This window comes from Jonquetella anthropi DSM 22815 (assembly GCF_000237805.1).
Taxonomy (GTDB): Bacteria; Synergistota; Synergistia; order Synergistales; family Dethiosulfovibrionaceae; genus Jonquetella; species Jonquetella anthropi.
Genome location: NZ_CM001376.1, coordinates 630,471 through 654,757, shown reverse-complemented (window position 1 = coordinate 654,757; position 24,287 = coordinate 630,471). Strand labels below are relative to the sequence as shown.

Here is a 24,287-nt window from a genome sequence, read left to right as displayed (position 1 = left end):
ATTTTACCATAAATTACCGTTCCTGAGGCCTTAGACGTCAGCCAGAGTTTTTCCCGTTTTCGTCTCCACAGCCAGCGGCACAGAGAGTTTTACCGCGCCGGTCATGAGTTCGGCGAGTTTCTTCCCCACCGATTCAGCGTTCTCCGGCGTCGTCCGGCAGACGATCGAGTCGTGAACCTGCAGGACCATCGGAACCCCGGCGGCCGTCAGCTCTCGGTCGACGGCGATCATAGCCATTTTGGTGATATCGGCCGCGGTCCCCTGCACAGGCGAGTTGATCGCCACGCGGCGAGCGTGCCCCCGATCGGTCTGACGTCCCGTCGCCACTTCGTCCAAGGGCCGAATCCGGCCATAGGCGGTTTGGCTGTATCCCCGCCGTCGGGCCTCGGCAACCGTCGCGTCCACGTACTCCCGAACGCCCGGAAGGGCGGCAAAGTAGGCGTCCATGATTCCTCGGGCTTCGGCTTGACCGACTGACAGCCGATCTGCCAGCCCGAAGGCGCTCATGCCGTACAGCAGACCGAACGTGACGGTTTTAGCCATCCGGCGCTGTTCTTTGGTGACGCTGTCTGCCGGGATGCCTAGGATCATCGCGGCCGTTTCGGTGTGAATGTCCCGTCCGGCCTCAAAAATTTCCCGCAAGCGGCGCTCGCCGCTCAGGTGAGCCAACACGCGCAGTTCAATCTGGGAGTAATCCGCCGCCACGAAGACGCCGCCCGGGCCGGCGGTCAGGCACCGACAGAGCTGTCCGCCCAACTCGCTGTAGTTGGGCAGGTTCTGCAGGTTCGGATCCCGGCTGCTGAGCCGCCCCGTTCCGGTGGTCTGGGCCTCGAAGGTGCTGTGAATCAGCCCGTCCCGAGACGCGGCAGCCAAGGGAACGGCAAAGCCTGACAGCATTTTTGAAAGCTCCCGGTGCTCAAGCAGAAGCGCCGGCACAGGGCAGATGTCGCCGACCGACCGGCAGAGCGTTTCCAATACGGACACGTCGGTCGAGTACCCTTTCTGGGCGGTTCGCTTGATGACCGGCAGGCCGAGTTTTTCAAACAGCAGTTCGCCCACCTGTTTGGGCGAGTTCAAGTTAATTGGCCCGCCGGCGTAGGTCAGTATTTCGCCGCTCACCCGGTCGAGGGACGCTTCCAGCTGAGCGGTAAACGCGACCATCGCCGGGCCGTCCAAGTGGACGCCCGCCTGCTCCATTCGGACCAAGGCCGGAAGGAGGGGCAAGTCGACCGTCTTCATCAGGTCGGTCATGCCGTAGCTTTCAATTTTTTCGTTCAAGTCCTCGGCGAGGGGAAACAGCCGCAGCGTCCGCTCCGGGCCAAACGGCAGCCCGTCGGCCAAATCAGGCAGGCCGTGAGCCGTCAGGTCAGGGTGCAGAAGGTAGTGGGCTGTCTTCAAGTCCCAACTGCCAGAAAGGCCGGTCAGGCCGAACAGCCGCTTCAAGTCAGAACAGTAAACTTTTCGGCGCGACAGGACGCCGCTCTCCCCTTTCAGTTCGGCCAGCGGTCCGCTCCACCACTGGCCGCCGGGCGCGCAGACGCTGGCGGTTTCCCCGTCGTCCGACACGTCCACGGCCAACCGGGGCGCGCCAATCAGCGTAGTCAGCGGAACTTCTTCGGCCGGCTCAGGGTACAGGACGATCGTTTCGACGTCGTCGACCTGCGGTTCGTCGGCTCCCTGCCCTTCGGATGCGGCCTGAGTCGGAAAAAACGGCCGGGCCAGTCGGTGGTTAATCGCCAGCCCGTCAAGCACGGCGTTAAAGCTCTTTTCGTCCGGCTGGGCCGACTGGTTTTCAAACTGGGTCATGTCCACGTCGCAGCGAAGTTTCGTCAGCTTTCGGGTTTCGAGAGCCTGAGCGCCGAACTCGCCCAGCTTTTTTCGCAGCGCCGGAGTCTGTTCGTCGGCGTGCTCCAAGATTCCCTCAATGGAACCGTAAGACGAGAGCAGGCGCTTTGCCGTCTTGTCGCCCACGCTCGGCACGCCGGGCACGTTGTCCACCTTGTCACCGACAAGCGCCAGGTAATCGACCATCAGGCGGGGGGGGAAGCCCCACTCTTGGGCGAACGACTCAGCGGTTACGATTTCGACGTCCGAGACGCCCTTGGCCGGCCTGAGGATCGTCACTCCCGGCCCCAGCACCTGAAGTATATCCTTGTCCGATGACAGGATCAGGATCTGGGCGTCCTCGCTCCACTGGCAGGCCGCCGCGCCGATCAGGTCGTCCGCTTCCAGCCCGGCGGACTCCATCACGTCGATCCCGGCGCTCGCCAGCAGCTGATGGATAATCGGCATCTGCTCGCTGAACTCCGGCGGCGTGGCCGGGCGGTTCGCCTTGTAGTCGGCGAAGAGCTCGTGGCGAAACGTCGGGCCCTTCATGTCAAACGCCACGACAACTCTGTCGGGCTGGTGAGCCGTTACGGCTCGGCCCAGCATGTTGAAGAAGCCGACGGCCGCGTTGGTGTGCGTCCCGTTGGGCGCCGTCATTTCCGGCAGGGCAAAAAACGCCCGAAACGCGATGCCATGGCCGTCAACAAGAAGTATTCGCCGTTCTGTCATCTTCCAAGCCTCCTCGGTCATTCTGCGTTTATTGTACCCTACTGGCCCGGCAGATCGCAGGAAAGGTCTTTCGGCCCGTTTGATTCCATTCCCCGGACAGGTATAATAGTCATCTACAACCATTGATTGTAAATACTGTGGAAATGATTCACAAGGAGGATCTTCCGACCATGAACAACACGGTGCGAGTTCGTTTTGCCCCCAGTCCGACCGGAGCGCTTCACATCGGCGGCGCCCACACGGCCCTTTTCAACTGGCTGTGGGCCCGTCACTGCGGCGGCTCTTTTATCCTTCGGATTGAAGACACCGACCGGGAGCGGTCCACCGCCGAGTACGAAGAGACCATTATGTCGGGCATGAAGTGGATGAACCTTGACTGGGATGAGGGCCCCGACGTCGGCGGCAGCTTCGGACCGTACCGTCAGACCGAACGGCTTGGCCTGTACCGCCAGTACGCTCAGCAGCTTTTGGACGAAGGGAAGGCCTACAAGGACGGCAACGCGGTCATCTATCGGGTGCCGCTCGGGCTCGACATCGGCTTCGACGATCAGGTATTCGGCCACATCGACGTGAAGAGCGACTCGCTCATCGACGGGCGAAACGGCCAGATGAAGGACATCGTCCTTATCAAGAGCGACGGCTTCCCCACCTACAACTATGCCGTCGTCGTGGACGACCACACGATGAACATCACCCACGTCATCAGAGGCGACGACCACGTGTCCAATACGCCCAAGCAGGTTCTCCTGTACCGCGCCTTGGGCTGGAACATGCCCCAGTTCGCCCACCTGCCGATGATCCTTGGGCCGGACAAGAAAAAACTGTCCAAGCGCCACGGAGCGACCAGCGTTTACGAGTACCGCGACCTCGGCTACATGCCCAGCTCGATCTTCAACTTCCTCTGCCTGCTCGGTTGGGCGCCTGCCGGCGACGTGGAAATTTTCGACCGGGATCTGGCCGTCGAACAGTTCCAGCTGTCCGACATTATCCGCAAGCCGTCGGTCTTCGACATGGACAAGCTCAACTACATCAACGGCGCTCATCTGGCAAAACTGCCGACAGCCCGAAAACTTGAGCTCGTCAAGCACTTCTGGGAAGACGAAGGGATCGACTGCTCGAACCTGTCGATGGACTACTTGGACAAAGCGTTCGCCCTGATGGGCGGCCGCGGAAAGACCTGCCGGGAGCTGGCCGAGTTCTCCGACTACTTCGTCGGATTCGCGCCGGTCACCAAACGGTACGACGCGTCGGATCTGACCGATGACGACCGCGCTCTCCTGCGGAAGTTCTTCACCCAGATGACCGCCCGGCCGGAGTGGATTGGCCACCAGCTGGAAGAGTTCGCCCGCCAGTGGTGCACCGACAACGGCTGCAAACTTAAGCAGGTCGCCATGCCCCTTCGGTGGTGCCTGACCGGCTATAAAGTCAGCCCGGGCATCTTTGAAATCGCCGAACTTCTCGGCCGGGAAGAAACGACCCGCCGGCTGTCCCACTGGGGACTCATCGAACGGTAAAAAGCAAAAAGAAGAAGCGCAGGAACCCGTTAAAAGGTTCCTGCGCTTCTTTTGTCTGTGCCGCTAGGCCCGAACATCTGCCCCCGGGCAGAGGTCATTTCGCTCAGCACGGCGTGATGCCCGCCAGCCGGTCGGTAATCATTTTGTACACATCACTTTTTCGGATGGACGGGTTCATCTTGGCGAGCGAATAGGCCGTCCGATCCCGATTATCCCGAATATCCAGCTTCGCCCCTGCGAGAATCAGCAGCCGAACCACCTCAGGATTAACGTTTTTGTTACCGCACGCCCGAACTAACGCCGTCTGTCCCTGCTCATCCTGAGCGTTCAGCGTCTTCAGCCCGCCTGAAACGAGCACGTGATACAGCACTTTCTGATTTTGGTTCTCAGTCGCCGCCATCAGAGGCGTCGTCCCGTCCTTTTCGGTCCAAGAAGCCGACGCCCCGTCCGAAAAATCCCCAGTCGCCTGCTCGAGAGTCCCAGACCGCAGACGATAAAAGAAGTCAACAGGCCGAACGGCGCCCCATGCCGTCGAAGCGACCAGCTGGGCAGCAAGAATACACATTGCCAGACGTCTCATTTCTGACGCCCCCTTCCACGCTTTTCTACGTTCTATTGTATCAGATGGGATTTTTCACAATTATTTTTCAATAAGAATAACCAGAGCCACGCCGAAAAGGGACATGAGAACTGCTATAATTTTGTTGCGCGTTATTACGCAACTAGGGCGACGGCATCTCAGAGATTCTTTGACCTCACAGAAAGGGGTACTCTTGTGAAAAAATCTCGTATTACTCCGCTCGTTCTCAGCACGATCGTACTCGCGGCGACCAGTGCATGGAGCTGCACGGACGTTCTCGTTGGCCGACTGGCCTCCGCAGACGGCTCGGTCATCACATCCCATACGGCTGACGGCGCGTTCTACAACGCCCGCGTCACCTTTATCCCCGGAGGCAAGCACGAAAAGGGTTCCACCACGCCTGTATTCTGGAACATCACCAACGAAGAATACGGCGAGCCGGTGAAAATTGGCGAGATTCCTCAGGTAGAAGAAACCTACGGTTACTACAACGTCGGGTATCCCTTCATGAACGAATGGGGACTGGCTTTCGGCGAGAGCACCGTCTCCCAGAAGATGGAAATGAAGTCCTTCCGTCCTGACGCCAAAGCCATTCTCACCATTGAACAGCTTGAAGTCTTGGCGCTTCAGCGCTGCAAGACGGCCCGCGAAGCCATCAAGACGATGGGAGAGCTGGCCGAGAAGTACGGGTTCCTCGGCTCCTGCGACTACGAAGGCGAAAGCCTCTGCATCGCCGACACGAAGGAAGCGTGGGTGTTCGAACTCCGCTCCGTCGGGTTCACTTGGCAGCCCAACAGCGGCAAGCCCGGCGCCATCTGGGTCGCCCGCCGAGTCCCCGACGACATGGTCACGGTGACCTGCAACGTCAGCCGCATTCAGGAAGTTCACCCCGAAGACACCGAAAACTACATGGCGAGCAAAAACTACCAGCAGTTTGCCATCGACATGGGCTGGTGGGATCCCAAGAGCGGCGAGCCCTTCAACTGGACGAAGGCCTATTCCCCCCTGCTGGGCGGCTGGGCGATCTCGTCCGACTGGGTCCGCAACCGGCTGTACTACACCTACAGCAAACTTGATCCTGACCGCGAGTGGGATCCTTGGGCAGAAGTAACCAGTTACCCGTTCGCCATCAAGCCGAAGAAGAAAGTGTCCGTTCAGGACGTGCAGGAACTCCTGCGGTCTCACATGGACGGAACGATTTTCGACATGTACAACGCCGACCAGTGGTTCATCAGAGACGGCGACCAGCTGGCGAAGAGTCCCTTGGCCTCTCCGTTCCCCACGTCAGCCCAGCGCCGCCTGCTGCAGATCCCCTACTCGCGCCCGATCGCCAAGTGGGACTGCGCCTACAGCTTCGTCGCCCAAGTGCGCGACGGCATGCCGAAAGAAGCCACGACGGTTCTGTGGTTCGGCTACGACAACCCGCACACGACCTGCTACGTGCCCATTTACAACGGCGTCGTCGACACGCCCAAGTCTTGGCGCACGTTCGACCGGAACCTTTATTCGCCCGACTCGGCCCAGTGGAAGTTCATGCTCGTTGACGACCTGGCGCTCGAAAAATACGCCAGCAGCATGAAAACCTTGACGAAAGTCCGGACTCCGCTGGAAAAGAAAATGTTCGAAGACGTCGCCAAGATGGACGAAAAGCTTAAGGCCGAAAAGGATCCGGCCGCCCGTACCAAGATGGCCACCGAGTTCACCAACAAATGCATGACTGAAGTCGAAGAGGCTTGGAAGAACCTCGGCTATCAGCTCATCAGCGACAACACGAACAACAAGTAGCCCAGCTATCCGCCGCCCGCGCGTTGCCCTGCGCACAACTCGGCCCTTTTCGGACGAGCATTGGCCCGAAGCGTTTTCGCTTCGGGCCTTTTCTGTGCCCTGTTATCGAGCTCAAAGCCCGCCCCTCAGCCCGGCGGGCTGCTCGAGGAGCCTCAAACGTTGCGGTCTGAAATCTAGAACGTATAATATTAGAAATACAAAAGATCGACCTGGCCGCGGCAGCCGGAAGCTTTTTTCAGTGCAGTTATTCATGTTGGCAACAGTTCAAAGGAGGAGATCCCATGAAGTTCAACACGTCTCGCTTTCACGTCTTAGCGGCTCTTTCCTGCGCCGTCTCTTTGGCCTTGCTTGCCGTCGCTTATCCCTCCTCGGGACAGGCCGGCACGCTGAAAGACCTGCTCGGCAAATTCACCGGGAAGACGCCGGGGGCAAATCAGCCCGCCGGCCAGCCAACCGGCCAAACGTCAGGCCAGAACGGTTCAGGCGGCTCGCTCAAAGAGTTCGTCTTATTCGACACGAACGTTCAGCTCCCGATAGCAAAGATCCAGCTGCCGGCAGATTGGAGCGTCAGCACAAAAACAAGCTGGAACGCTCAGGCAGACAATCCGGTAACGTTTTACGTTCGAGCCCAAGCGCCCGACATGAAGGAAACGCTTAGCCTTTCTACAGGATTTTTTATGACCTATCAGTATATTAACGCTAGTGGTATGGTCATCACTTCTGATATGACCGCCCAGATGTACGGCAACTCTCCGATGGCAAAAATCCTTTACCCCAATCACGTCGTTGACCTGAACGAGTTCATGCAGCAAACAATCCCAACGCTCATGCAGATTTCCCCGTCGCCCAACGGCAAAATCACCGACGTGCGGGTTCTTGAGGCAAAGGTCTATCCCAAACAGGGGAACGTCTTGCCGGAAGGCATGATTACAAAGCAGAGCGTTGCCGATGGCACCGCCGTGTACCAGCTCAAAATCAACGGCGAAGATTTTTACTCGCTCGCGTACTTCAAGAACTACAGCACGCTGATCAACCAAGATGGGATGGGCTATGTAGCCGTATTTGGCCCGAGCGGAATTTTCGGGTACGACATCCCCGTCTCCAAAGGCCCACTGCAGAACGCGGCGCAGGAGTTTATCCGCATGGTCAATAGCTACAAGGAAGACCCGTACTGGCAGAGCCTGAGCACCCAATTCACAACGGCCGTGCAGCAGCAAAGGCAGCGGGCCCGCAACAGACAAACCCAGCAGATGATCGACACCAACAAGTACATCGCCGAACAGCGGCAAGCGACCATTCGAAACCGCCAGCTGAGCCAAGAGCGGGTCAACCAAGGCTGGAATGACGTGCTCACCGGAACTTCCCGGGGCGTCAACACCGCGACAGGCAAGGAGCTGACCTACAGCAGCGACTTCAACCACACTTGGGCGGACCAAGACAACCGCATTTACCAGACAAACGGGAATGACAACCCCAACCAGATCCCCGCGCTCAACGGCGGCGGCGCCACGTGGACCGAAGTCCAGTCCCGATAGCGCTCCCTCAGTAGGATAAAAATGACGCCAGAAGCTCATTGGAGCTTCTGGCGTTTTTTTATTCACTGCAGCCCGCCACTTTGGGCGCAGAAGAGTTCAACGTCAAAAGGGCAGGACGGCGCACGCCGTCCTGCCCTTAGGCTATTCATCTTATGCCAGCATGCTCTCCATGAACCAGATCTCCTTGCTGTAGCCAGCAATGTGATCTTCCATCATATTGGCCAGAGCGAAATTATCTTTCTCGTCCACCTCGGAGCGGATCTCAAGGGCCAGCTTCTTCATTTCCTTCACGTACTCAAGGGCGATGGTCACCGCTTCTTTGACGTCCCAGCTCTTGTCCTCCAGCTCCTTCACGGAAGCCAGCTCAAGGCTCTGCTTGACCGACGCCTTCGGAAACTCGCCCTTCATTTTCTGCAGCTCGGCCACCTCGTCCATCTTCTCAAAGACCTCGTCGTACAGGGACTCAAGGTACTCGTGCACCTGCTTAAAAGCGAAGCCCTTCACGTTCCAGTGCAGGTTGTGCAGCTTAATGTTGCCAACGACCAGATTTGCCAAATAGATATCAAGTTTTTTCATAAGAACACCCTCCTCAATAATTTTAATGTGTTTGCCTCAACGACACGCATATCCTATCACCCGAAGAGATTTGCCACTATAATAAGAATGCTTACTATTATCATATAGCTTTATGCGGATTAGGGGAACTAATCTCTGCATACCCTCTTCTCAACTGCTGGAAACGCCAGCTTCCGCAAAGCTTTCCTAACGGCTAGCCGTTCCTCTTGTGTGATGAGAAGTCCCTCGTTTTCCGCAAGCGAGAAACTTTTTTCTGTGCCGAGAATGAATCGGTGTCTTCTAATGTCCTTTCTGAGCCACCTCTTTTTCATCTGGCTCGGGCATGCGGTAAACGTCTATCAAACGGCCTGAGCTGTCTTTCCACGCCGTCCAGCCGTTGGTACTTCGCCCCAAGACAAGCGCTCCTGCGGCGGACGGCGAACTGCAGGGGACATCTTCCTGCAGTATGTTCTCCTCTATTCGTGCGTTCCCAATAAAACCGGGCTGCACTTTGCCGTCAGCGAAGGGAACGCAGACGCTTCCCCTCTCGACGATGAAGGTGCCATTCTCAACGTGCATCGTGGCTTTTATTTTGCCAAAGTTCTTTTTGCTTCCAGAAATAAAATACTGCCCGTCCGGAACCTTGTTCCAGTCTTCTCTCTCCCGGCGTTTACGGTCAGCTATGGTAAAGGTATCCTCTTTCGTCTTGTTCTTTGGGAACACTTGACGCCCTTCCAATGACGAAAGCAACTGAACGACCAGCTCTATATCGAGGGCAAACAATTCGGAATTGGGAACGCGGTTTTTGCTGAAGATCTCATCAAGCAGTTTCTCTTTTTCGTCATACTCATCCACTTCAATAGCAAATCTCCGCCGCAGCCCGACGACGTTGAAGTATCCATTCCGCTCAAGGTTATACATCCTTGACTCAAAGTTCTCCGTCCCGGTCTTGCCTATTTTGATCAGTCCCGGAACAACGGTCGACATTACATAGATGATTCCCTTTGCCATCCGAATACGCCCGTCCTTTCCTCTCTGTTCCTCTTTCCATCTTCAAAACCGCCCGAGGCTCTTTAAACAGGCTGAATTTATCCATCTTAGCCTCTCGTAACTCAACCTAATATGTGTTTATCATAACACGATAAACATCTGTGACTCCTTCTCGAGCTTGAACGCCGAAGGCCTATCCTGCCTGAGCGGTTCTCCGCTTTCGGTCTTCGCTGAAATTTGTCTTTACGCTGGCTGCACTTCTAGAAGCGCCGGCTCCGCCAGACGAAACAACCTATTAGCATATTCGATAACAGATTGACAAGCAGGTAGCGTCGTCGGAGGGCACGGTTTTTATCATGCCAAAAGGTTTCACGCAACAGTGCTTTCTTCAGACGAGGGACCGTCACAGAATTTTCCGCGCTACGCGGGATTCGTCCGCCCGGCCAAAGATTCTTTAAAGGAAACTTATCTATTCTATGTTAGATTGCGCATTAACTCCTTTCGGAATATAATTATTAACAGCTGAGATGTCTTTAACCTTCATTCTTTATTGTCATGTGAAGTTCCACGGGGAGGGAGATAGCTGCAGCGGACTGTCTGATACCAAACAAAAGTGCGGAGATGATGTGGGATGACGAAAGTTGAGTTTATCAACACGTGCCCTTGCTGCGATGGGTACGGCGATGTTTTGAGGGATCTTCAGAAGCGCTTTCCAGACAAAATCGACTTGAAGATCTACTACGTTGGCAAAGATTTCGATTATCTGCCGAAGTACGGTCCGATCACGCGAGGAACGATGATTATCAACGGCACGGACCGCTATGAGGATTTGAGCCGCCGCTCTATCGAAAAGATCATCTCAGAGGCGATCGGCGAGGAGTTATGAAGCTTTTCTTTCAATACTGTTGGGAAATGCTGAAAACGAGCGGGCCGTGGTTGATTATCAGCTTCCTGCTCTGCGGCGTGCTCCACGCCGTTTTGCGCCCGGAAGCGCTGCAGCGCTCTCTTGGCAACAAAAAATTTTCTTCTATTGTGAAGGCGACCGTCTCCGGGATGCTGCTTCCTATCTGCAGCTGCGGCGTGGTTCCGCTCTCTCTCGGGCTGTACTATTCAGGCGCGTATCTGGGACCGACGTTGGCATTTCTGGTCGCGACGCCAATCATCAATCCGGCAGCCGTGATTCTGGCTTACGCCATGCTCGGGCCTCAGATCGCGACGGTCTACCTGCTCAGCGGTTTTATCATTCCTGCCACGATCGGCGTCATTGGAAATGCTCTGGGAGGGCCTGAACTTCAATCGCCGATGGCCGCGGGACTGGCGGGAAACGCCGAACAAGCGCATGATTACAAACTTCAGCCGCTGGCCCAACGCCTCAAGGGCGGCTTGGAGTGGGGATTCAACGATCTTGCCGTTCAGACCTGTCGATTTATCCTCGTCGGCACGGCTTTTGCCGCGCTTTTGCTTGCCGTCATGCCGGTGTCCTTTATCCTCGACTACCTCAGCAATCCGCGTCTGGTATCGCTGTTGGGCATTACGCTGCTCGGTTGTGTAATGTACGTGTGCGCTTTGGGACATATCCCGTTTATCGCCGCGCTGGTCAGCGCAGGAGCTGCCCCAGGAGTTGCCGTGACATTTCTCCTGTCGAGCGTGGCCACGAATTTTCCCGAGATGGTCAGCATCTGGCGTCTGATCGGCAAAAGGGCTGTCGTTATCTACACTGGAACTCTGGTGGTTTGTGGCCTGATCTTTGGTTCCATCACGAATTACCTCTTCGCGGAGCGTTTTCGGCCGATCTTTGACCTCTCGCATTCGCAGGGGCAAATCGATTTTGCGTACAAGTTTTCCTTCGATTTTTCCGACCGATTCAAGCTGTTCTGCGCCCTGCTCGTTCTCGGCATTGGATGTTACGGCTGGTTCCTTCACGTGTGCCGCACGCTGCGTCGGAGAGCTTAATGAGAAGGCCGCGAATATGGCTCCAAGCGGCGCGTCTGTCGGTACTGGTTGGGCTGTTTTTGAACGGCTTGGCGTATCGCGTTTGGGCTGCGCCGGTTTCGTCTCTCATTGAGCGTTTCCAGGAGTGCGTCCCCGACCGCGAAATCCTTCTGACGCTCGCAGGAGACTGCAACGCCGACGGTATCGAAGACCTTGTCGTCATGTACCGGGAAAACGAAAACGAAAACCGAATGGTCGCGGTGTATTCCAGCAACGGGAATTTTCTCGTTTCCGAGTGGACCCGCGCACCGCTCGAGAACTACCGGATGCAGTGGCGGGATATCGATGAGCGGCCGCCGGTCGAGCTGTTGGTCTCCGGGCAAAAAGGCATCCATATTGGTTTTGCTGTTTTTCGCTTCGTCGAGGGGAAATGGATCAGTCTCTTCGGCGAGGGCATGGAAGACTGTTGCTAAACGTGTGTTTTATCTATCCCCCACAAAGGAGAGTTTTTTGAACATGAAAAAGAGTCTTGTCGCACTGGCGTTATCCATCGCACTCGGAACCGTCTTGACCGCTTCGTCAGCAATGGCCGTTGACAATGAAAGCATCGTTGCGGCGATGGTATCAAAGTATTCGCTCGAGCCGCTCCCAAAGGAAGACGCCGACTACACGGTCAACCTCGGCTACTACAACTGTGACCACATGACCGCTGCCTGCATCGGCAAAGATTCCGGCATTTTCAAGGCGCTCGGCATGAAAGTAGAAATCACCGGCAACGGAAAGGTCCCCGAAGCGATGAGCGCCGGAAGAATGGACATGGCCTATGCCGGTTGGACGACCACGCTCCGGGCAGTGCAGGTCGGCACGCCGCTTTTCATTGCCGCCGAAAACCACACCGGCGGCGCGGAGTATCTGGTGTGCAGCTTTAAGATTAAGACCCCACATGACTTGATCGGCAAAAAAATCTGCGCCGGCGGAGACACAGCAAATGACTTGAACTGGCAGGAATGGACTGCCCAGCTGGGGATCCCGAATGATATTAAGAACTACGAGAATTATTCGATGAGCGATGCGGACGCGTATTTTGCGATGGTGGCCGGCAAACTGGACGCGTTCACCTGCTGCGATCCGTGGGGTTCTATGGCCGAGTACGAAAAAACCGGCTGGGTCATGGTGCGCCAGAACACCCAGCGCGAGAGCGGACACGGCACGTGCTGCAAAGTCTGCATGAACTACAACTTCGCTAAAAAGCACCCCAAGCTGGCCAGCCGAATGCTGCTGGCCCACACGCTGAGCTTACAGTTCATGTACCTGCACCCGTACAAGGCCGCCCAAATTTTCTCCGCGAATTACAACGTGCCACTCGAAGTTGGCCTGATGACGCTGTACAAAAAGCTTAACGAAGAGGGCCGGACTCTCAGCTGGAAGCTGAACCGCCAGTACATGCAGAACCAGCTCGACACCATGAAGAAATACCACGTCCGCGACGACATCAATTCGGTGAATCTTGATGACTACATCGACCTCACGTACTTCAACGCCAGCGGCGCGATTGACTTTGACAAGTTCATTGCAGAGCAGGTTGACCCAGTCTTCCCGCTGGGAATGAGCTACAAAGATTGGAGAGCGAAGGCCGTCGCGGTTGACGGTATCGTTGAATAGGCGATTTATCCCCCTCTTCGCCATTCTTGGCGCCGCGTTGGCCGTTACGCTCTTACAGGAAATAACGCCGCGGCGCGCGCCACGAGAATACCTGAAAATCGCCTGCGGCAACGATCTGGCGGGGCACGTCATCGCCCACGCCGCACAGGATTACTGCGCGAAGGCGAAAGCTGTCGATATGAACCGCCTCTCGTTTTTACAGCTGAGCGACTGCTGTGGAACACAGGCCGAGTTCGCGTTGGCCGGCGGCGATTTCGATATGGCGGTGCTGTGCCCTGACGCGGCACAAAAGTTCCTTGGGACCGGCGCTCCCTTTCGGATTTTCGGCCCGCTGGTGAAAAACGCCAACGTTCTCGTCAGCCGGGGAAACAATACCCCACGATCGGTTGGATATATGAGCGGACGAGTGCTTCAATACGAGGCCCTCGTCCGCACCTTAGGACGGACGGCAGAACTGCACCCAATCGCGGCTCCGGCCCTGCCGTATGCGCTGGAGTGCGGGGCCGTAGACGCCGTGGTCCTTGACGCCGCTGACGCGATCAGGCTGCCGCAGTACGTGCTCCGTCCCCTGCCGAGCGGCGCGCCAACAGCGGTGCTCCTCGTTCACAACGACGCGCTTCAGGGCCAGAACTTTAAAAATTTCATTCGGTTTTACAACGACACGGTCAGGAGGTTAGAAGGTTCTCTCTGCAACGGACTCTTGACGGACGTCCTGCACGTTGAACGCAGAGAAGAAACGTCCAAAGCATGGCAAAAACTGAACGTTCAATTGTTAACTCTTCCAGAAGAGGGCTCGATCTAACTGGCATCATGGGACGCAAAAAAGGCGTCGTTTACATGGTGGCGGGCACAGCGCTTGTCTGCGCGATTTGGTATTTTGTGGCAAAAGCGATCAACAGAAGCCTGATCCTTCCCGATTTTCTCACGACGATGAAAGTGTTTTTCACAGGCTGGTTTGACGGAAAAGTGATGTCAAACTTGTACATCACCCTGACCCGCGTTTTCACAGGCTGTGTCTTCGCGATCATGATCGGGCTACCATTGGGCCTTCTGATGGGCTATTCCCGCACGGCTCTTGTCGCGCTGTCGCCTTATGTGAACTCGATTCGGCAGGTGCCTATCATGGCGTGGGTTCCCCTGTCCATCATCTGGTTCGGGCTGGGCGACGGCCCGACCGTCTTCATGATCACCATGAGCGCTGTTTTCCCCATTCTGATCAACACAATTTCCGGGGTCATGAACATTGATCCCAACTATAAGAACGCGGCGCGCTGCATGGGGGCGAAAACGTGGCAAGTGATGCGGGACGTCGTCCTGCCGGGAGCCTTGCCGAACTTCCTGACGGGCTGTCGCCTCGCCTTGGGGAGCGCTTGGATGTCGGTCATCTGCGCGGAGTTCATCGCCACCAGCACCGGGTTCGGCTACATCATGGTCGAAGCACAGGTGCGCATGCAGACGCCCCTCTTGTACGCTCTCATGATTATGTCAGCCCTTGTCGGCTTTGCCATTGACCAAAGCATCGTGTTGCTCGAACGGTGCCTAACAGGATGGAGATATAAAGATGGCGCAGCTGGCAATTAATCACGTCAAAAAGTTCTTCATCGAGCGGAATGGTTCAACCCATTTTGTCATCGGCGACCTTTCGTTTCAGGTGGAACAGGGGCAATTCGTCTCGCTGCTTGGACCCTCGGGCTGTGGCAAGACGACGCTTCTCACCATTATGGCTGGCTTTCAGACCTGCTCCGAGGGATCCATCACGCTTGACGGCCAGAAGATTGAAGGCCCCGGCGTCGAGCGGGGATACGTCTTTCAAAATTACGCGCTCTTCCCGTGGATGACCGTCAAAGACAATATTCTCTACTCGATGAAGATTGCCGGCGCATCGCGCAAGGAAAAAGAAGAGCGGCTCGCGGAGCTGTTGGAACTGGCGCACCTGAAGGGGCACGAGAACAAGTTCCCGATTCAGCTTTCCGGCGGCATGCAGCAGCGCGTAGCCGTTGTGCGCGCGCTGGCCAGCCGTCCTAAAGTGCTCCTGCTGGACGAACCTCTTGGTGCCATTGACTTTCAGATGCGCGAAATCATGCAGAACGAGCTTGATCTCATGGTGCGTCAAGTGGCGACGACCGTCGTCATGGTAACTCACGACGTCAGCGAGTCGGTCTTCCTCAGCGATCGGGTGCTCGTCATGGGGTCCAATGGATGCCGACTTTTAGCTGATGTTACCATCGACATGCCCCGCCCGCGCGACCGCACTTCTGAACAGTTCAAAACCTACGAGAGTGACCTCACCGACCTTTTGCGGAAGGCGTTCCGCGAGTCGAAACTTATTGAATCTGTCTAGCCACCGGCGTTTTTATCCTCTAACGGCTGTAACTGTTATTTTCCCTTTTGAGGCAGAACAGCTCTGCCCCGGCAATCAATCATGAGTGAGGAGGTTGAAGCAACATGAAGGTCGTGTATATTTTCTCAACAACAAACGCACAGCGCATTCTGGACAAGATGATTATTCCGCAGATGCTTGAGGAGCGTCACGGCGTTGAGGTCGCGGGAATGATGTTCTTTTTCGACAACACGTTCCTGCTCACGCGCGGCAGTAGCACTGGCGATCGTCTAGAGAAGATTCACAAGAAATATGGAACGATCTTGATGGCCTGCGACCTGTGCGCGATCGAGCGCGGGATTGACGACAAACTGGTCGACGGCGCGGCGATCGGCTGTTTCCCCAACCTGTACGCCACGCTCGCCTCAGCAGGAGTCGACCAGATCATCACGCTTTAAGCGCTCGCCTGAGCCTAGGCTCATTCATTATCACTCAAGAAAGGGTGTTGGTATCATAGCAAACTTTAGGGACTCGCTGACTTTCAAGAATTACGACAGGGACCGTATCATCATTGACAGCATCGCTGCGCGCTTAACCGCCGAGGAAAACGCGTTCCGCAACCGGATCATCAATTCCATTGCGGACACTCACAAACCGTTTTTCGCCGCGAACGACGCCGAAAAAGCGATGGTTAAAACGCTCCAGTCCAAAAACGCTCTGGCAATCGAAGAAGACGGCAGCGTTTCTTCTATCTACCCTGTCTCAGCCAAGCCGTCCCACCACCTGGTGACGTTGGCCGACGGCCGCGCGGTTTACTGCATGTGCGCCATCGACGCCCTCGGCTGCGCCTTCACCTTCGATCAAGACATCGTCGTCACATCGTCCTGCAGCAACAGCGGCGTCGCGATCCGCATCGCGATCAAGGATAAAAAGATATGCTGCGCTCTGCCGGACCGAGAGGCTATCCGCGTGCTGCACTCCGACTTGAAAGCCAGCGACAACTGGGCTTCATGTTGCTGCTGCTCCATGCTCTTTTTCAAGTCCCAGCAGGATTATGACGAGTTCGCCAAGGAAAATGAAATATGCCCCTGCTGCTCCTTCTGCCTTGATCTGGAAGAAGCCTTCTCCGTCGGCCGAATGCTGTTCAGCGACAAAGAATAGCGGGCGTTGCGTCAATAAAAAGAGGTTGTCTCAGCTGGCCTGAGACAACCTCTTTTCTATTCTCTCTGCTTCGTAAGAAGAAATCGACCTATTTTGTGGAGTCGCCTCAAAACGGGCACATGCTCTGCGCTGCGTTCTTTCTTTGACAACTTGGCGCTCTGCGTAACGATTAGACAGACACAAGAGCTTTCCTCCGCTTGCTCTTTGGCAAGTAAAGACACCGTATCAAGTTCGCGCTCAGCATAGTAAAAAACATTCTGCCGCAAATGATGGCGCGTCCCGTGAAAGAGAAGGTTTAATTCATGCCAGTTATTCCAGCTTCGAGCCTCTTTCCCTGTTCCTTTCTCTATCTGATTCAACATATGCATACACGCGTGGCCTCAACGGCACGAGCTATGCGCGGCCGTCGGGTCAGCAACATACACCTTTATTGTTCAGCTTGATAAATTAGAATTACAGTTCCATCTTTTTCCATTTTCTGATTTGAGTTCTAAAAGTTCCAAAAGGAGCGACAGTATTCACGTGAATAAACTTATATACTTCCCATACTGCCGTTTTTGTAGCCTCGTCAGCCCATTTTCTCATGTGCGGTTCAAATAATTCTTCATCACTCATCCTATCAATCATTGCATTAATATAAGTGATATTCTTCTTTAATCTATCTTTCAAATCTTCTAACGATAAATGGGCGTAGGTGTCTGTAAACCACTGATATAATTCGCCAAGTTGATTCCATTTAAATTTATCCGATGGAGTTTTTACTTGAAGTCCTTTTTTCTCATCATCTTCCCACTGAATAAGTAACGTTGTCCAGCCAACTTGGTACGCAAGATTTTCAGCTGGTGTCCTATTGACGGGGAGCAGACCAATATTCCGAGAATTATCATCTTACAAAAGAATCATTATAAATAAGCTCTTGCTGTAATTATCAGCTCCGCGTGCCCTAGCGGCTGAGCATCGCCACCGTCTCAACCCCTATGGTTATGGGGAACATATCCACGCTCGTAGATGGAAACATATCAAAGATTGGCTCTCGTTTGTAGGAACATATCGACTGTAATTATTTCATTTTCAAGCCTTTATCGATAGCTTCCTGAATAATCTTATGACAACAAACTCCCAACGGATTGTTTTCTTTACAATTAGAATTTTTCATTGCCCCAGTGATGGCATTTACTTCTTTTACGGATTTCGCGCCATGCTTTACAACTGCTTCAATTACCTGATTTTCTGTGACTTCGCTACAATAACAAGCATACTTAGGATCTGCATCTTTCTTAAACCAGATAGGAACTCTAACTTGGTCTTTCAAGAATTTTATTTCATTATCTAAGTTATAGTAAACAACGTCGCAGTCCTCGTTCATGCAAATCTTATATTGATCTCCGTTAACAGCATTACGATAATCATCTACCACTAGATGTTCAACAGTTACTTTACTAACGGAAATCCCTTCATTATTACATACAGGACAATTGTCTTTAATTTGATCCGGCTTTTCTGTTTTGCATCCACAACAACATTCATTATTAATCTTCATATTCTTAGCCTCCATATTTTCATTATAATTTCTTTTTTAAACTAGGTAAAACCAATTTCATATACTTGTCATTTATTAATAGCGTCAAACATTTTAGCTGGTGTTAATTTACTTAGCTCCCTGTTGTCAGCCAACGCACGTGTAGCTTTTTTGTGTATAAACACATCAGCGTCATGTTACCCATTGCTCGGCATTCTTCTAATGAACCCAAATACATGGAATGGCAACCCTTTTTTAGACAATTTATAACCGAACATTATCAAGCTTGAAAGTTTCTTTAGATTATAAAATATATTCTCAGACAATCAAGGGTAAAGGCTTCGCCCAAATTTCGTTGAAATTTGCCCTTGACAGTCTGTTCATATATTTTATTTAATTTATGAAACTTCCAGAGCTTTTTATTCTGCTTTTCTATATTCTACTGGTGTTTTATATCCTAAAGATCCATGAATCCTTAGGTTATTATACCAATATACGTATTCTGCTAATTTTAGATTAAGTTCTTGGAAATTAGTAAAGTTCTCCTGATATATGAATTCTGTCTTCATTACTTTATTGACTGCTTCGCTTACTGCGTTATCATATGGGCTTCCTTTTTTACTTAGCGATCTTTTTATCCCAAATACCTTTAATATTTCTTCTATTTTTATATTTTTAAATTCTCTTCCTCTGTCTGTGTGAAATATTTTTATACGATTTAGTGGCTGCCTTATTGAGTAAAATGCTTCTGCTACTAGATTTGCATCTTTGTTTTTACCTGATGAGTATCCTATTATTTCACGGCTGTTTAAGTCTATTATTAAACATATATAATTCCATGTTTTTCCTACTCTTACATATGTTAGGTCGCTTACTATTGCTTCTAAATAGTCTCTATTGTCAAATTATCTATTTAAAAGGTTAGGGATGTCTTCTTCGTTGCATTTGGATCTTATTACTTTATATTGTGCTACTGTATAGTTTGAGACTAGGCCATTTTTCTTCATTATTCGGCCTATTTTTCTTCTCGATATTTTATATCCAATTTTCCCTAGTTCTTTTTTTATTTTGCGTGTTCCATAGTTGTTTCTACTTCTTCTGAATATTTCTTTTATTTCTTCTATTAGTTTTTCATCTTCATCTAATTTCACATCTTTTTCTTTGTTCAAATGATAATAGACTAAACTTCTTGTGACCCCAAGTAGTCTACACATTGCACTAATGCTATATTTATCTCGGTTCGAGATAATGAGGTCTATTTTTTGCCTAACAGTAGTGCAGCTTGCTTTAAAATATCATTCTCCATTTCAACCTGTTTCAATTTTTTACGAAGTCTGATTATCTCTTTTTGTTTCGCATCCACATTATCAAAATGGTTACTCTAAGCAGCACACCAACTATTTATTTTTTGAGTTTTAAACTTTGGTAGAAGTCTTGAACTCTTTATATTTACATAACTATTTGCCTCTATCACTATTATGACACGAAACCCTGCACAATGATCTAAAATTTTCAATTCTAACAAGTCTTTTTCAGTATTTTTAACTTCATAAAAACCTCTTTGGCAATAATGCCTAATTCTTCTTTAGTTGTTAAAATTTTTTATTTTACCATCATCGTTCCCCTGATTTTCAATTAATCTTCTTAGGTTATATAAGAAGTACATATCTTTTTAATCTTAAAGTTTTTAAGTCTTAATTTTAAAATTTTCAATCTTAGATATTATTTAAATCATTCCAAAATGCTCTAAAGCATCTTCGATTGCTTTTTCTTTTTCTTCTGGGCAATTTGGCACTCTTTGATTTTCTTTCTTACTAAAATTATAATTTTCTCTCTCTATTAGACCATGTTTCCTTTTTATTTGTGCAATATATAGGCTTGAAACTTTTAGTCCGTATTTATCTAACACATACTTTTTAATTTCTCCATAAGTTGCGTCTTTTGAAAAGTCAATTTCAGATAATTCATCTTCCCCTATTTCTATATCTAAATGATGTTCTGTATTTAGTTTGGACAACAGAGCTACCGTCTCCACATGGCTGGTTTGGGGGAACATGTCAAAGGCTCTGACCGATGAGGTGACAAGCTGATATCCGGCACTTTGCAGGCGAGCTGCGTCACGGGCCAGCGTGGCAGGGTTGCAGGAGACGTAGACGATCGACTTGATCGACGTCCCGGCGAGCCGGGCGAGCATTTCGCCGTCGCAGCCGGTACGCGGCGGGTCGACGACGAGACAGTCCTGACCTTCGAACGGATCGGACGGCAGTTTTTCCGCCGGAGAAAGGCGAAGCTCGACGTTCGTTAAGTTGTTGCCGCTCATGTTTTTCCGCGCCATTTCAACGGCAGGAGGCCATATTTCAGCGGCGGTGACGGCTCTGCTTTTTCGGGCGAGAAACGCTGTGAGCGATCCAACGCCACAGTACAGTTCAAGCGTTCGGCTTCCGTCTGGAACAAGAGACGAGGCGTAGTCGAATAGCCGAGCGGCCTGAGCGGTGTTGACCTGAAAGAACGAGGTGCCGTCGTACTCGAGCCGAAAGGGGCCAAGGCATTCATGAACTCGATCGGTTCCGGCGACTGGGACCGTTTCGTCTCCGATGATTCGGTTGCCCCGGCTCGGGTTGATCGAGAGGGCAAGACCGGAGAGCGCTGGCTGGCGGCTCTGAAGGTAGCGCCACAGGTCCCGCAAGCTCGCCATCCCCTCTTGGTCGGGTTTGGAGGTGACGACGAGCAGGGCGAGCAGGCCGCTGCCGTACGTTGAAGCCCGGACGACTATGTGGCGCAGCCAGCCTCGGCCGGTCTTTTCGTCGTAGGCTGAAAACCCGCCGTCCTGCACGAGGCCGCGCAGAGTGCCATAGAGCTGAGCCGCTTGGTCGCAGACTAACGGGCAGGTTTCAATGGGAACGATATCGTGAGTTCCCATTTTGAAGAAGCCTGTCGTTTCGCCGCTGGCCGTCCTGCGAACCGGGAAGGAGGCTTTGTTCCGGTAGCCCCACTGAACTGGCGACGGAAGGCAGGAGATTTTTTCCGGCAGGTCGAAGCCGCCGAGCCTTCTCAAGCTGTCTTCGACGATGAGGCTTTTCAGTTCAAGCTGAAGGGAGCGGCTGGCGTGCTGGAGTTGGCAGCCGCCGCAGGTTTCGTACCACCGGCAGGACGGTTTGACCCGCTGAGGGTGAGGGACGGCGACGGTTTCAATTTCAGCGACGGCGTAGGCTTTCTTCTCCATCGTCAACCGGGCGACCACAGTTTCGCCGGGCAGAGCGCCGGTGCAGAAGACGACCCGGCCGTCGGGAAGGTGTGACAGTCCCTGTCCCAACGAGTTGACGCCTTCAATTTCAAGTTTCATAGTTTCCTCCGAAAAAGCCGTGCGAGAACAGGCCTCTGGCTTGTCCCGCGCGGCGGTTTGTTAAGAGCTTACTGGAAGTGGTGCGACTGGCTGGCCTTGAAGATTTTGTAGCCTTCGTCAAACGCTTTGGCGTTCAGCTCTTCGGTCCCCTTGGGAACCCGGTCGAGCATGGCTTTGCGGATGGCGTCGGGCGTCATGACCTGCTCAAGTTCCAGCACGCGGGCGACCATGCCCAGCGCAACCATGTTGGTGACGATCTCCCGGCCGATGACGTCCCGAGCGGTGGTGACAACCGGCAGGCTGTAGATGTTGGCTTCCACGTCCGGGATTTCCTGAACCATGAAATCGTCCAAAATCAGCCGTCCGGACGGTTTGACGAAGTGTCCGTACTTCTCCGCCGCCTGCCCGCTGAGGCAAATGGTCAGGTCAGGGCTCATGGGCTTGGGGTAGTCGATAGGTTCGGTGGAGAGAACCACTTCAGCCTTGGCGCTGCCGCCTCGGGCCGCGGGGCCGTAGCTCTGGGTCTGCACGGCGTAAAGGCCGTCGGTAAATTCGGCGGCGGCTTCGCCGATCATGACTGCCGCGGTGATGACGCCCTGCCCGCCGGATCCGGCCAAGCAGATTTCAAAACGTTTCGACATGGCTAGGCCTCCTTCGAGCGGACGCTCGCGACCTTGGCGTAGTACTGTTCAGAGTACTCCGGCCGGTCGATGTTGACAAATTCGCCGGTAACGATTTTGCCGGTCAGCTCTTCCGGCGTCATGGTTTCAGCCTTACGAACCGGGACGATGCGCTCTTTGAAGAACGCCATGTTAGCCTGCGGCGTGCGGAGTTTGTTGTACCGGCCGTACTGGGTGTGGCAGTGGGTGACGATTTCGACGACCGAGAAGCCTTTGTGCTTGATGCCGGCGGCTAAGAACTTTTCGATTTCCCGCGGGTTAGCGACGCAGCTTCTGGCAACGTAGCTGGCCCCTGCGCCGGCAGCCAGTTTGCAGATGTCAAACGCCGGGTCAATGGCGCCGTACGGCGCGGTCTTGGCGATGGACCCCACCGGCGTCGTGGGCGATATCTGTCCGCCGGTCATGCCGTAAATGTTGTTGTTCATGACGACGGCGGTGATGTCGATATTGCGGCGGCAGGCGTGAATGAAGTGGTTGCCGCCGATGGCGCTGCAGTCGCCGTCACCCATGACGTCGATGCAGGTGAGTTTGGGGTTGGCCATTTTGATGCCGGTGACGAACGCGAGCGAACGGCCGTGGGTCGTGTGGAGCGTGCAGGCGTTGACGTAGCCGGGCATACGGCTGGAGCAGCCGATTCCGGAGCCCAGTACGGTCTGAGTTGGGTCAAGCCCCAAGGTAGCGAACGTGCGCAGCAGCGCGTTCAGGATAATGCCGTGACCGCACCCGGGACACCAGATGTGCGGGAAAAAACGAGGACGAATCCAATCAAATACTTCTTTCGACGGCATTCTACTTCGCCTCCTCCACGATCTTTTCAAGGATCTCTGACGGCTGGAACAGCTCGCCGTTGATCAAGCTCATTGGCACAACTCTCGCTTTGCCGTGGATAGCCCGTTCAATTTCCAGGACGAACTGGCCGCAGTTCAGCTCAGGAACGATGACGACTTTAGCTTTTCTCGCCAGGCGTTCAAGTTCCTTGTCGGCAAAAGGCCACAGCGTGATCGGGCGGAAGTGTCCGGCCCGAATGCCCTTGGCGCGGGCGTCGAGGACGGCGCGGATGCTGGAACGCGACACCGAGCCGTAGGAGACGACAAGTATTTCGGCGTCTTCGGCGTGAACAAGGTCATACTTGACGATGTCGTTGCGGAATCGGTCGATCTTGTTCATGAGCCGCTTCATTTTCTTTTCAATTTCCACTAGGTCGCCGGTGGGGAATCCCCACTCGTTGTGGGTGAGGCCGGTGACGTGCCAGCGGTAGCCGTCGCCAAACGCGGCCATGGGCGGCACTTCGTCGCACACGTCCGGACGGTACGGCACAAACTCATCAGGACTGCAGGTGGGACGCTTGCGGTTCACGATGGTGAAATCCTTCATGTCCGGGACGATGAACTTCTCGCGCATGTGTCCGATTTCGGCGTCGCTCATGATGAGCACCGGCTGACGGTACCTCTCCGCGTCGTTAAACGCCTGGACGGTCAGGGAGAAGCATTCGGCAACCGACGCCGGAGCGTAGGCGATAGTGCCGTGGTCGCCGTGGCTTCCCCACCGGGCCTGCATAACGTCCTGCTGGGACGCCTGAGTGGGAAGCCCAGTAGACGGGCCGCCGCGCATGACGTCGACCACAACCAGCGGAATTTCCGCTTCGTAGGCCAAGCCGAGGTTTTCCTGCTTCAGCGTAAAACCGGGGCCAGAGCTGGCGGTCATGGACTTGAGGCCGGCGATGGACGCGCCGATGGAACTCGCTATGGCCGACAGTTCGTCTTCCATCTGCATGAACGCGCCGCCGACTTTGGGCAGCTCGACGGCCATTGTTTCCATAATCTCGGTAGACGGAGTGATGGGGTACCCTCCGAAGAACCGGCATCCGGCGGCTAACGCGCCGTACGCCACCGCTTCGTTCCCTTGCCAGAACTTGACATTAGCCATTCGAGCTTTCCCCCTCGTCGTTCTGAACGGTAATCGCCAGGTCTGGGCAGATGAAGTCGCACTGATGACAGCCGATGCAGTCGTCCTGATTGACCGGCTCGCTCTTCACCCGCTCGTTGAGCGCCAGCACCTTTTTGGGGCAGACGCTGACGCACAGGCCGCAGCCTTTGCACCATCCGGCGTTGACCAGAACCTTAAAGTGTTTCTTCTCCAAAACCATTCACCTCCA

At 53.7% G+C, this 24,287-nt stretch carries 23 protein-coding genes and 1 pseudogene; 12 read left to right on the top strand and 12 right to left on the bottom strand.

Annotation, left to right across the window (positions count from 1 at the left end; all coding sequences use genetic code 11):
* Positions 1 to 30 precede the first annotated feature (30 nt).
* A complete protein-coding gene (locus tag JONANDRAFT_RS02950) occupies positions 31 to 2,556 on the bottom strand; it encodes a DNA polymerase (RefSeq protein WP_008522730.1) in 2,526 nt (841 codons plus the stop codon).
* 170 nt (positions 2,557 to 2,726) lie between these two features.
* Here JONANDRAFT_RS02950 and gltX point away from each other — a divergent pair, with 170 nt between their 5' ends.
* Positions 2,727 to 4,070: a glutamate--tRNA ligase gene (gltX, locus tag JONANDRAFT_RS02945; protein ID WP_008522729.1), complete on the top strand. Its 1,344-nt coding sequence runs from the start codon at positions 2,727 to 2,729 to the stop codon at positions 4,068 to 4,070.
* Positions 4,071 to 4,173: 103 nt separating this feature from the next.
* On the opposite strand, the gene JONANDRAFT_RS02940 is transcribed toward gltX, so the two are convergent.
* Positions 4,174 to 4,650, bottom strand: a complete 477-nt coding sequence (locus tag JONANDRAFT_RS02940; RefSeq protein WP_008522728.1) for an ankyrin repeat domain-containing protein — start codon at positions 4,648 to 4,650, stop codon at positions 4,174 to 4,176.
* Positions 4,651 to 4,845: 195 nt separating this feature from the next.
* Here JONANDRAFT_RS02940 and JONANDRAFT_RS02935 point away from each other — a divergent pair, with 195 nt between their 5' ends.
* Both JONANDRAFT_RS02935 and JONANDRAFT_RS02930 read left to right on the top strand, forming a co-directional pair.
* Positions 4,846 to 6,435, top strand: a complete 1,590-nt coding sequence (locus JONANDRAFT_RS02935) for a dipeptidase (protein WP_008522727.1) — start codon at positions 4,846 to 4,848, stop codon at positions 6,433 to 6,435.
* Between the two features lie 281 nt (positions 6,436 to 6,716).
* Positions 6,717 to 7,970: a hypothetical protein gene (locus JONANDRAFT_RS02930; protein ID WP_008522726.1), complete on the top strand. Its 1,254-nt coding sequence runs from the start codon at positions 6,717 to 6,719 to the stop codon at positions 7,968 to 7,970.
* A gap of 150 nt (positions 7,971 to 8,120) precedes the next feature.
* On the opposite strand, the gene JONANDRAFT_RS02925 is transcribed toward JONANDRAFT_RS02930, so the two are convergent.
* Both JONANDRAFT_RS02925 and JONANDRAFT_RS02920 read right to left on the bottom strand, forming a co-directional pair.
* Positions 8,121 to 8,546, bottom strand: coding sequence for a Dps family protein (locus JONANDRAFT_RS02925; protein ID WP_008522725.1), 426 nt, complete (start codon positions 8,544 to 8,546; stop codon positions 8,121 to 8,123).
* Between the two features lie 279 nt (positions 8,547 to 8,825).
* The gene (locus JONANDRAFT_RS02920; protein ID WP_008522722.1) at positions 8,826 to 9,536 is read right to left on the bottom strand and encodes a DUF4357 domain-containing protein; all 711 of its coding nucleotides are present in this window, start codon (positions 9,534 to 9,536) and stop codon (positions 8,826 to 8,828) included.
* Between the two features lie 610 nt (positions 9,537 to 10,146).
* On the opposite strand from JONANDRAFT_RS02920, the gene saoT reads away from it, so the two are divergent.
* The 9 genes from saoT (at position 10,147) to JONANDRAFT_RS02875 (ending at position 16,590) form a co-directional block, all read left to right on the top strand.
* On the top strand, positions 10,147 to 10,401 hold the full coding sequence (saoT, locus tag JONANDRAFT_RS02915) for a thioredoxin-like (seleno)protein SaoT (protein ID WP_008520781.1): 255 nt from the start codon (positions 10,147 to 10,149) through the stop codon (positions 10,399 to 10,401).
* Positions 10,398 to 11,468, top strand: coding sequence for an efflux transporter SaoE (gene saoE, locus JONANDRAFT_RS02910; protein ID WP_008520779.1), 1,071 nt, complete (start codon positions 10,398 to 10,400; stop codon positions 11,466 to 11,468). Before saoT ends, saoE begins: the two co-directional genes overlap by 4 nt.
* Positions 11,468 to 11,920 (top strand): Cys-Cys-COOH (seleno)protein SaoC, encoded by a 453-nt coding sequence (gene saoC, locus JONANDRAFT_RS02905; RefSeq protein WP_008520778.1) that lies wholly within the window; start codon positions 11,468 to 11,470, stop codon positions 11,918 to 11,920. The genes saoE and saoC overlap by 1 nt, the downstream gene beginning before the upstream one ends.
* A 43-nt stretch (positions 11,921 to 11,963) precedes the next feature.
* Positions 11,964 to 13,109: an ABC transporter substrate-binding subunit SaoX gene (gene saoX, locus JONANDRAFT_RS02900; RefSeq protein WP_008522721.1), complete on the top strand. Its 1,146-nt coding sequence runs from the start codon at positions 11,964 to 11,966 to the stop codon at positions 13,107 to 13,109.
* A complete protein-coding gene (saoB, locus tag JONANDRAFT_RS02895) occupies positions 13,102 to 13,911 on the top strand; it encodes an ABC transporter substrate-binding (seleno)protein SaoB (protein WP_155801323.1) in 810 nt (269 codons plus the stop codon). Before saoX ends, saoB begins: the two co-directional genes overlap by 8 nt.
* A gap of 8 nt (positions 13,912 to 13,919) precedes the next feature.
* On the top strand, positions 13,920 to 14,690 hold the full coding sequence (gene saoP / locus JONANDRAFT_RS02890) for an ABC transporter permease subunit SaoP (RefSeq protein WP_008522719.1): 771 nt from the start codon (positions 13,920 to 13,922) through the stop codon (positions 14,688 to 14,690).
* Positions 14,671 to 15,450, top strand: a complete 780-nt coding sequence (saoA, locus tag JONANDRAFT_RS02885; RefSeq protein ID WP_008522718.1) for an ABC transporter ATP-binding protein SaoA — start codon at positions 14,671 to 14,673, stop codon at positions 15,448 to 15,450. The genes saoP and saoA overlap by 20 nt, the downstream gene beginning before the upstream one ends.
* 104 nt (positions 15,451 to 15,554) lie before the next feature.
* Positions 15,555 to 15,887, top strand: coding sequence for a DsrE-related protein SaoD (saoD, locus tag JONANDRAFT_RS02880; RefSeq protein ID WP_008522717.1), 333 nt, complete (start codon positions 15,555 to 15,557; stop codon positions 15,885 to 15,887).
* A gap of 229 nt (positions 15,888 to 16,116) precedes the next feature.
* Positions 16,117 to 16,590, top strand: a complete 474-nt coding sequence (locus JONANDRAFT_RS02875; RefSeq protein ID WP_233417420.1) for an alkylmercury lyase family protein — start codon at positions 16,117 to 16,119, stop codon at positions 16,588 to 16,590.
* A gap of 453 nt (positions 16,591 to 17,043) precedes the next feature.
* Here the strand turns inward: JONANDRAFT_RS02875 and JONANDRAFT_RS08015 are convergent, their stop codons facing one another.
* From JONANDRAFT_RS08015 to JONANDRAFT_RS02850, 8 genes and pseudogenes are all read right to left on the bottom strand, one after another.
* On the bottom strand, positions 17,044 to 17,454 hold the full coding sequence (locus JONANDRAFT_RS08015) for a ClbS/DfsB family four-helix bundle protein (RefSeq protein ID WP_459166175.1): 411 nt from the start codon (positions 17,452 to 17,454) through the stop codon (positions 17,044 to 17,046).
* 196 nt (positions 17,455 to 17,650) lie between these two features.
* On the bottom strand, positions 17,651 to 18,145 hold the full coding sequence (locus tag JONANDRAFT_RS08010) for a Csac_0668 family 2Fe-2S cluster-binding (seleno)protein (protein WP_002846217.1): 495 nt from the start codon (positions 18,143 to 18,145) through the stop codon (positions 17,651 to 17,653).
* Positions 18,146 to 18,528: 383 nt separating this feature from the next.
* Positions 18,529 to 19,478 (bottom strand): annotated as a pseudogene (locus JONANDRAFT_RS08330) (IS3 family transposase); the annotation flags it as partial.
* Between the two features lie 357 nt (positions 19,479 to 19,835).
* Positions 19,836 to 21,452, bottom strand: a complete 1,617-nt coding sequence (gene rlmD, locus JONANDRAFT_RS02870) for a 23S rRNA (uracil(1939)-C(5))-methyltransferase RlmD (protein ID WP_008522709.1) — start codon at positions 21,450 to 21,452, stop codon at positions 19,836 to 19,838.
* Between the two features lie 68 nt (positions 21,453 to 21,520).
* Complete coding sequence (locus JONANDRAFT_RS02865) at positions 21,521 to 22,093, bottom strand: 2-oxoacid:acceptor oxidoreductase family protein (protein WP_008520747.1); 573 nt, start codon at positions 22,091 to 22,093, stop codon at positions 21,521 to 21,523.
* 2 nt (positions 22,094 to 22,095) lie between these two features.
* Positions 22,096 to 22,920: a 2-oxoacid:ferredoxin oxidoreductase subunit beta gene (locus JONANDRAFT_RS02860; RefSeq protein WP_008520745.1), complete on the bottom strand. Its 825-nt coding sequence runs from the start codon at positions 22,918 to 22,920 to the stop codon at positions 22,096 to 22,098.
* A gap of 1 nt (position 22,921) precedes the next feature.
* The gene (locus tag JONANDRAFT_RS02855; protein ID WP_008522708.1) at positions 22,922 to 24,058 is read right to left on the bottom strand and encodes a 2-oxoacid:acceptor oxidoreductase subunit alpha; all 1,137 of its coding nucleotides are present in this window, start codon (positions 24,056 to 24,058) and stop codon (positions 22,922 to 22,924) included.
* Positions 24,051 to 24,278: a 4Fe-4S dicluster domain-containing protein gene (locus JONANDRAFT_RS02850; RefSeq protein WP_008520741.1), complete on the bottom strand. Its 228-nt coding sequence runs from the start codon at positions 24,276 to 24,278 to the stop codon at positions 24,051 to 24,053. Before JONANDRAFT_RS02850 ends, JONANDRAFT_RS02855 begins: the two co-directional genes overlap by 8 nt.
* Positions 24,279 to 24,287: the final 9 nt, after the last annotated feature.

What these genes read in the sequence shown, in the direction of transcription:
- JONANDRAFT_RS02950 (WP_008522730.1), bottom strand. Translation starts at nt 2,556, where the DNA reads ATGACAGAACGGCGAATACTTCTTGTTGACGGCCATGGCATCGCGTTT.
- gltX (WP_008522729.1), top strand. Translation starts at nt 2,727, where the DNA reads ATGAACAACACGGTGCGAGTTCGTTTTGCCCCCAGTCCGACCGGAGCG.
- JONANDRAFT_RS02940 (WP_008522728.1), bottom strand. Translation starts at nt 4,650, where the DNA reads ATGAGACGTCTGGCAATGTGTATTCTTGCTGCCCAGCTGGTCGCTTCG.
- JONANDRAFT_RS02930 (WP_008522726.1), top strand. Translation starts at nt 6,717, where the DNA reads ATGAAGTTCAACACGTCTCGCTTTCACGTCTTAGCGGCTCTTTCCTGC.
- JONANDRAFT_RS02925 (WP_008522725.1), bottom strand. Translation starts at nt 8,546, where the DNA reads ATGAAAAAACTTGATATCTATTTGGCAAATCTGGTCGTTGGCAACATT.
- JONANDRAFT_RS02920 (WP_008522722.1), bottom strand. Translation starts at nt 9,536, where the DNA reads ATGGCAAAGGGAATCATCTATGTAATGTCGACCGTTGTTCCGGGACTG.
- saoT (WP_008520781.1), top strand. Translation starts at nt 10,147, where the DNA reads ATGACGAAAGTTGAGTTTATCAACACGTGCCCTTGCTGCGATGGGTAC.
- saoE (WP_008520779.1), top strand. Translation starts at nt 10,398, where the DNA reads ATGAAGCTTTTCTTTCAATACTGTTGGGAAATGCTGAAAACGAGCGGG.
- saoC (WP_008520778.1), top strand. Translation starts at nt 11,468, where the DNA reads ATGAGAAGGCCGCGAATATGGCTCCAAGCGGCGCGTCTGTCGGTACTG.
- saoX (WP_008522721.1), top strand. Translation starts at nt 11,964, where the DNA reads ATGAAAAAGAGTCTTGTCGCACTGGCGTTATCCATCGCACTCGGAACC.
- saoP (WP_008522719.1), top strand. Translation starts at nt 13,920, where the DNA reads ATGGGACGCAAAAAAGGCGTCGTTTACATGGTGGCGGGCACAGCGCTT.
- saoA (WP_008522718.1), top strand. Translation starts at nt 14,671, where the DNA reads ATGGCGCAGCTGGCAATTAATCACGTCAAAAAGTTCTTCATCGAGCGG.
- saoD (WP_008522717.1), top strand. Translation starts at nt 15,555, where the DNA reads ATGAAGGTCGTGTATATTTTCTCAACAACAAACGCACAGCGCATTCTG.
- JONANDRAFT_RS02875 (WP_233417420.1), top strand. Translation starts at nt 16,117, where the DNA reads ATGGTTAAAACGCTCCAGTCCAAAAACGCTCTGGCAATCGAAGAAGAC.
- JONANDRAFT_RS08010 (WP_002846217.1), bottom strand. Translation starts at nt 18,145, where the DNA reads ATGGAGGCTAAGAATATGAAGATTAATAATGAATGTTGTTGTGGATGC.
- rlmD (WP_008522709.1), bottom strand. Translation starts at nt 21,452, where the DNA reads ATGAAACTTGAAATTGAAGGCGTCAACTCGTTGGGACAGGGACTGTCA.
- JONANDRAFT_RS02865 (WP_008520747.1), bottom strand. Translation starts at nt 22,093, where the DNA reads ATGTCGAAACGTTTTGAAATCTGCTTGGCCGGATCCGGCGGGCAGGGC.
- JONANDRAFT_RS02860 (WP_008520745.1), bottom strand. Translation starts at nt 22,920, where the DNA reads ATGCCGTCGAAAGAAGTATTTGATTGGATTCGTCCTCGTTTTTTCCCG.
- JONANDRAFT_RS02855 (WP_008522708.1), bottom strand. Translation starts at nt 24,058, where the DNA reads ATGGCTAATGTCAAGTTCTGGCAAGGGAACGAAGCGGTGGCGTACGGC.
- JONANDRAFT_RS02850 (WP_008520741.1), bottom strand. Translation starts at nt 24,278, where the DNA reads ATGGTTTTGGAGAAGAAACACTTTAAGGTTCTGGTCAACGCCGGATGG.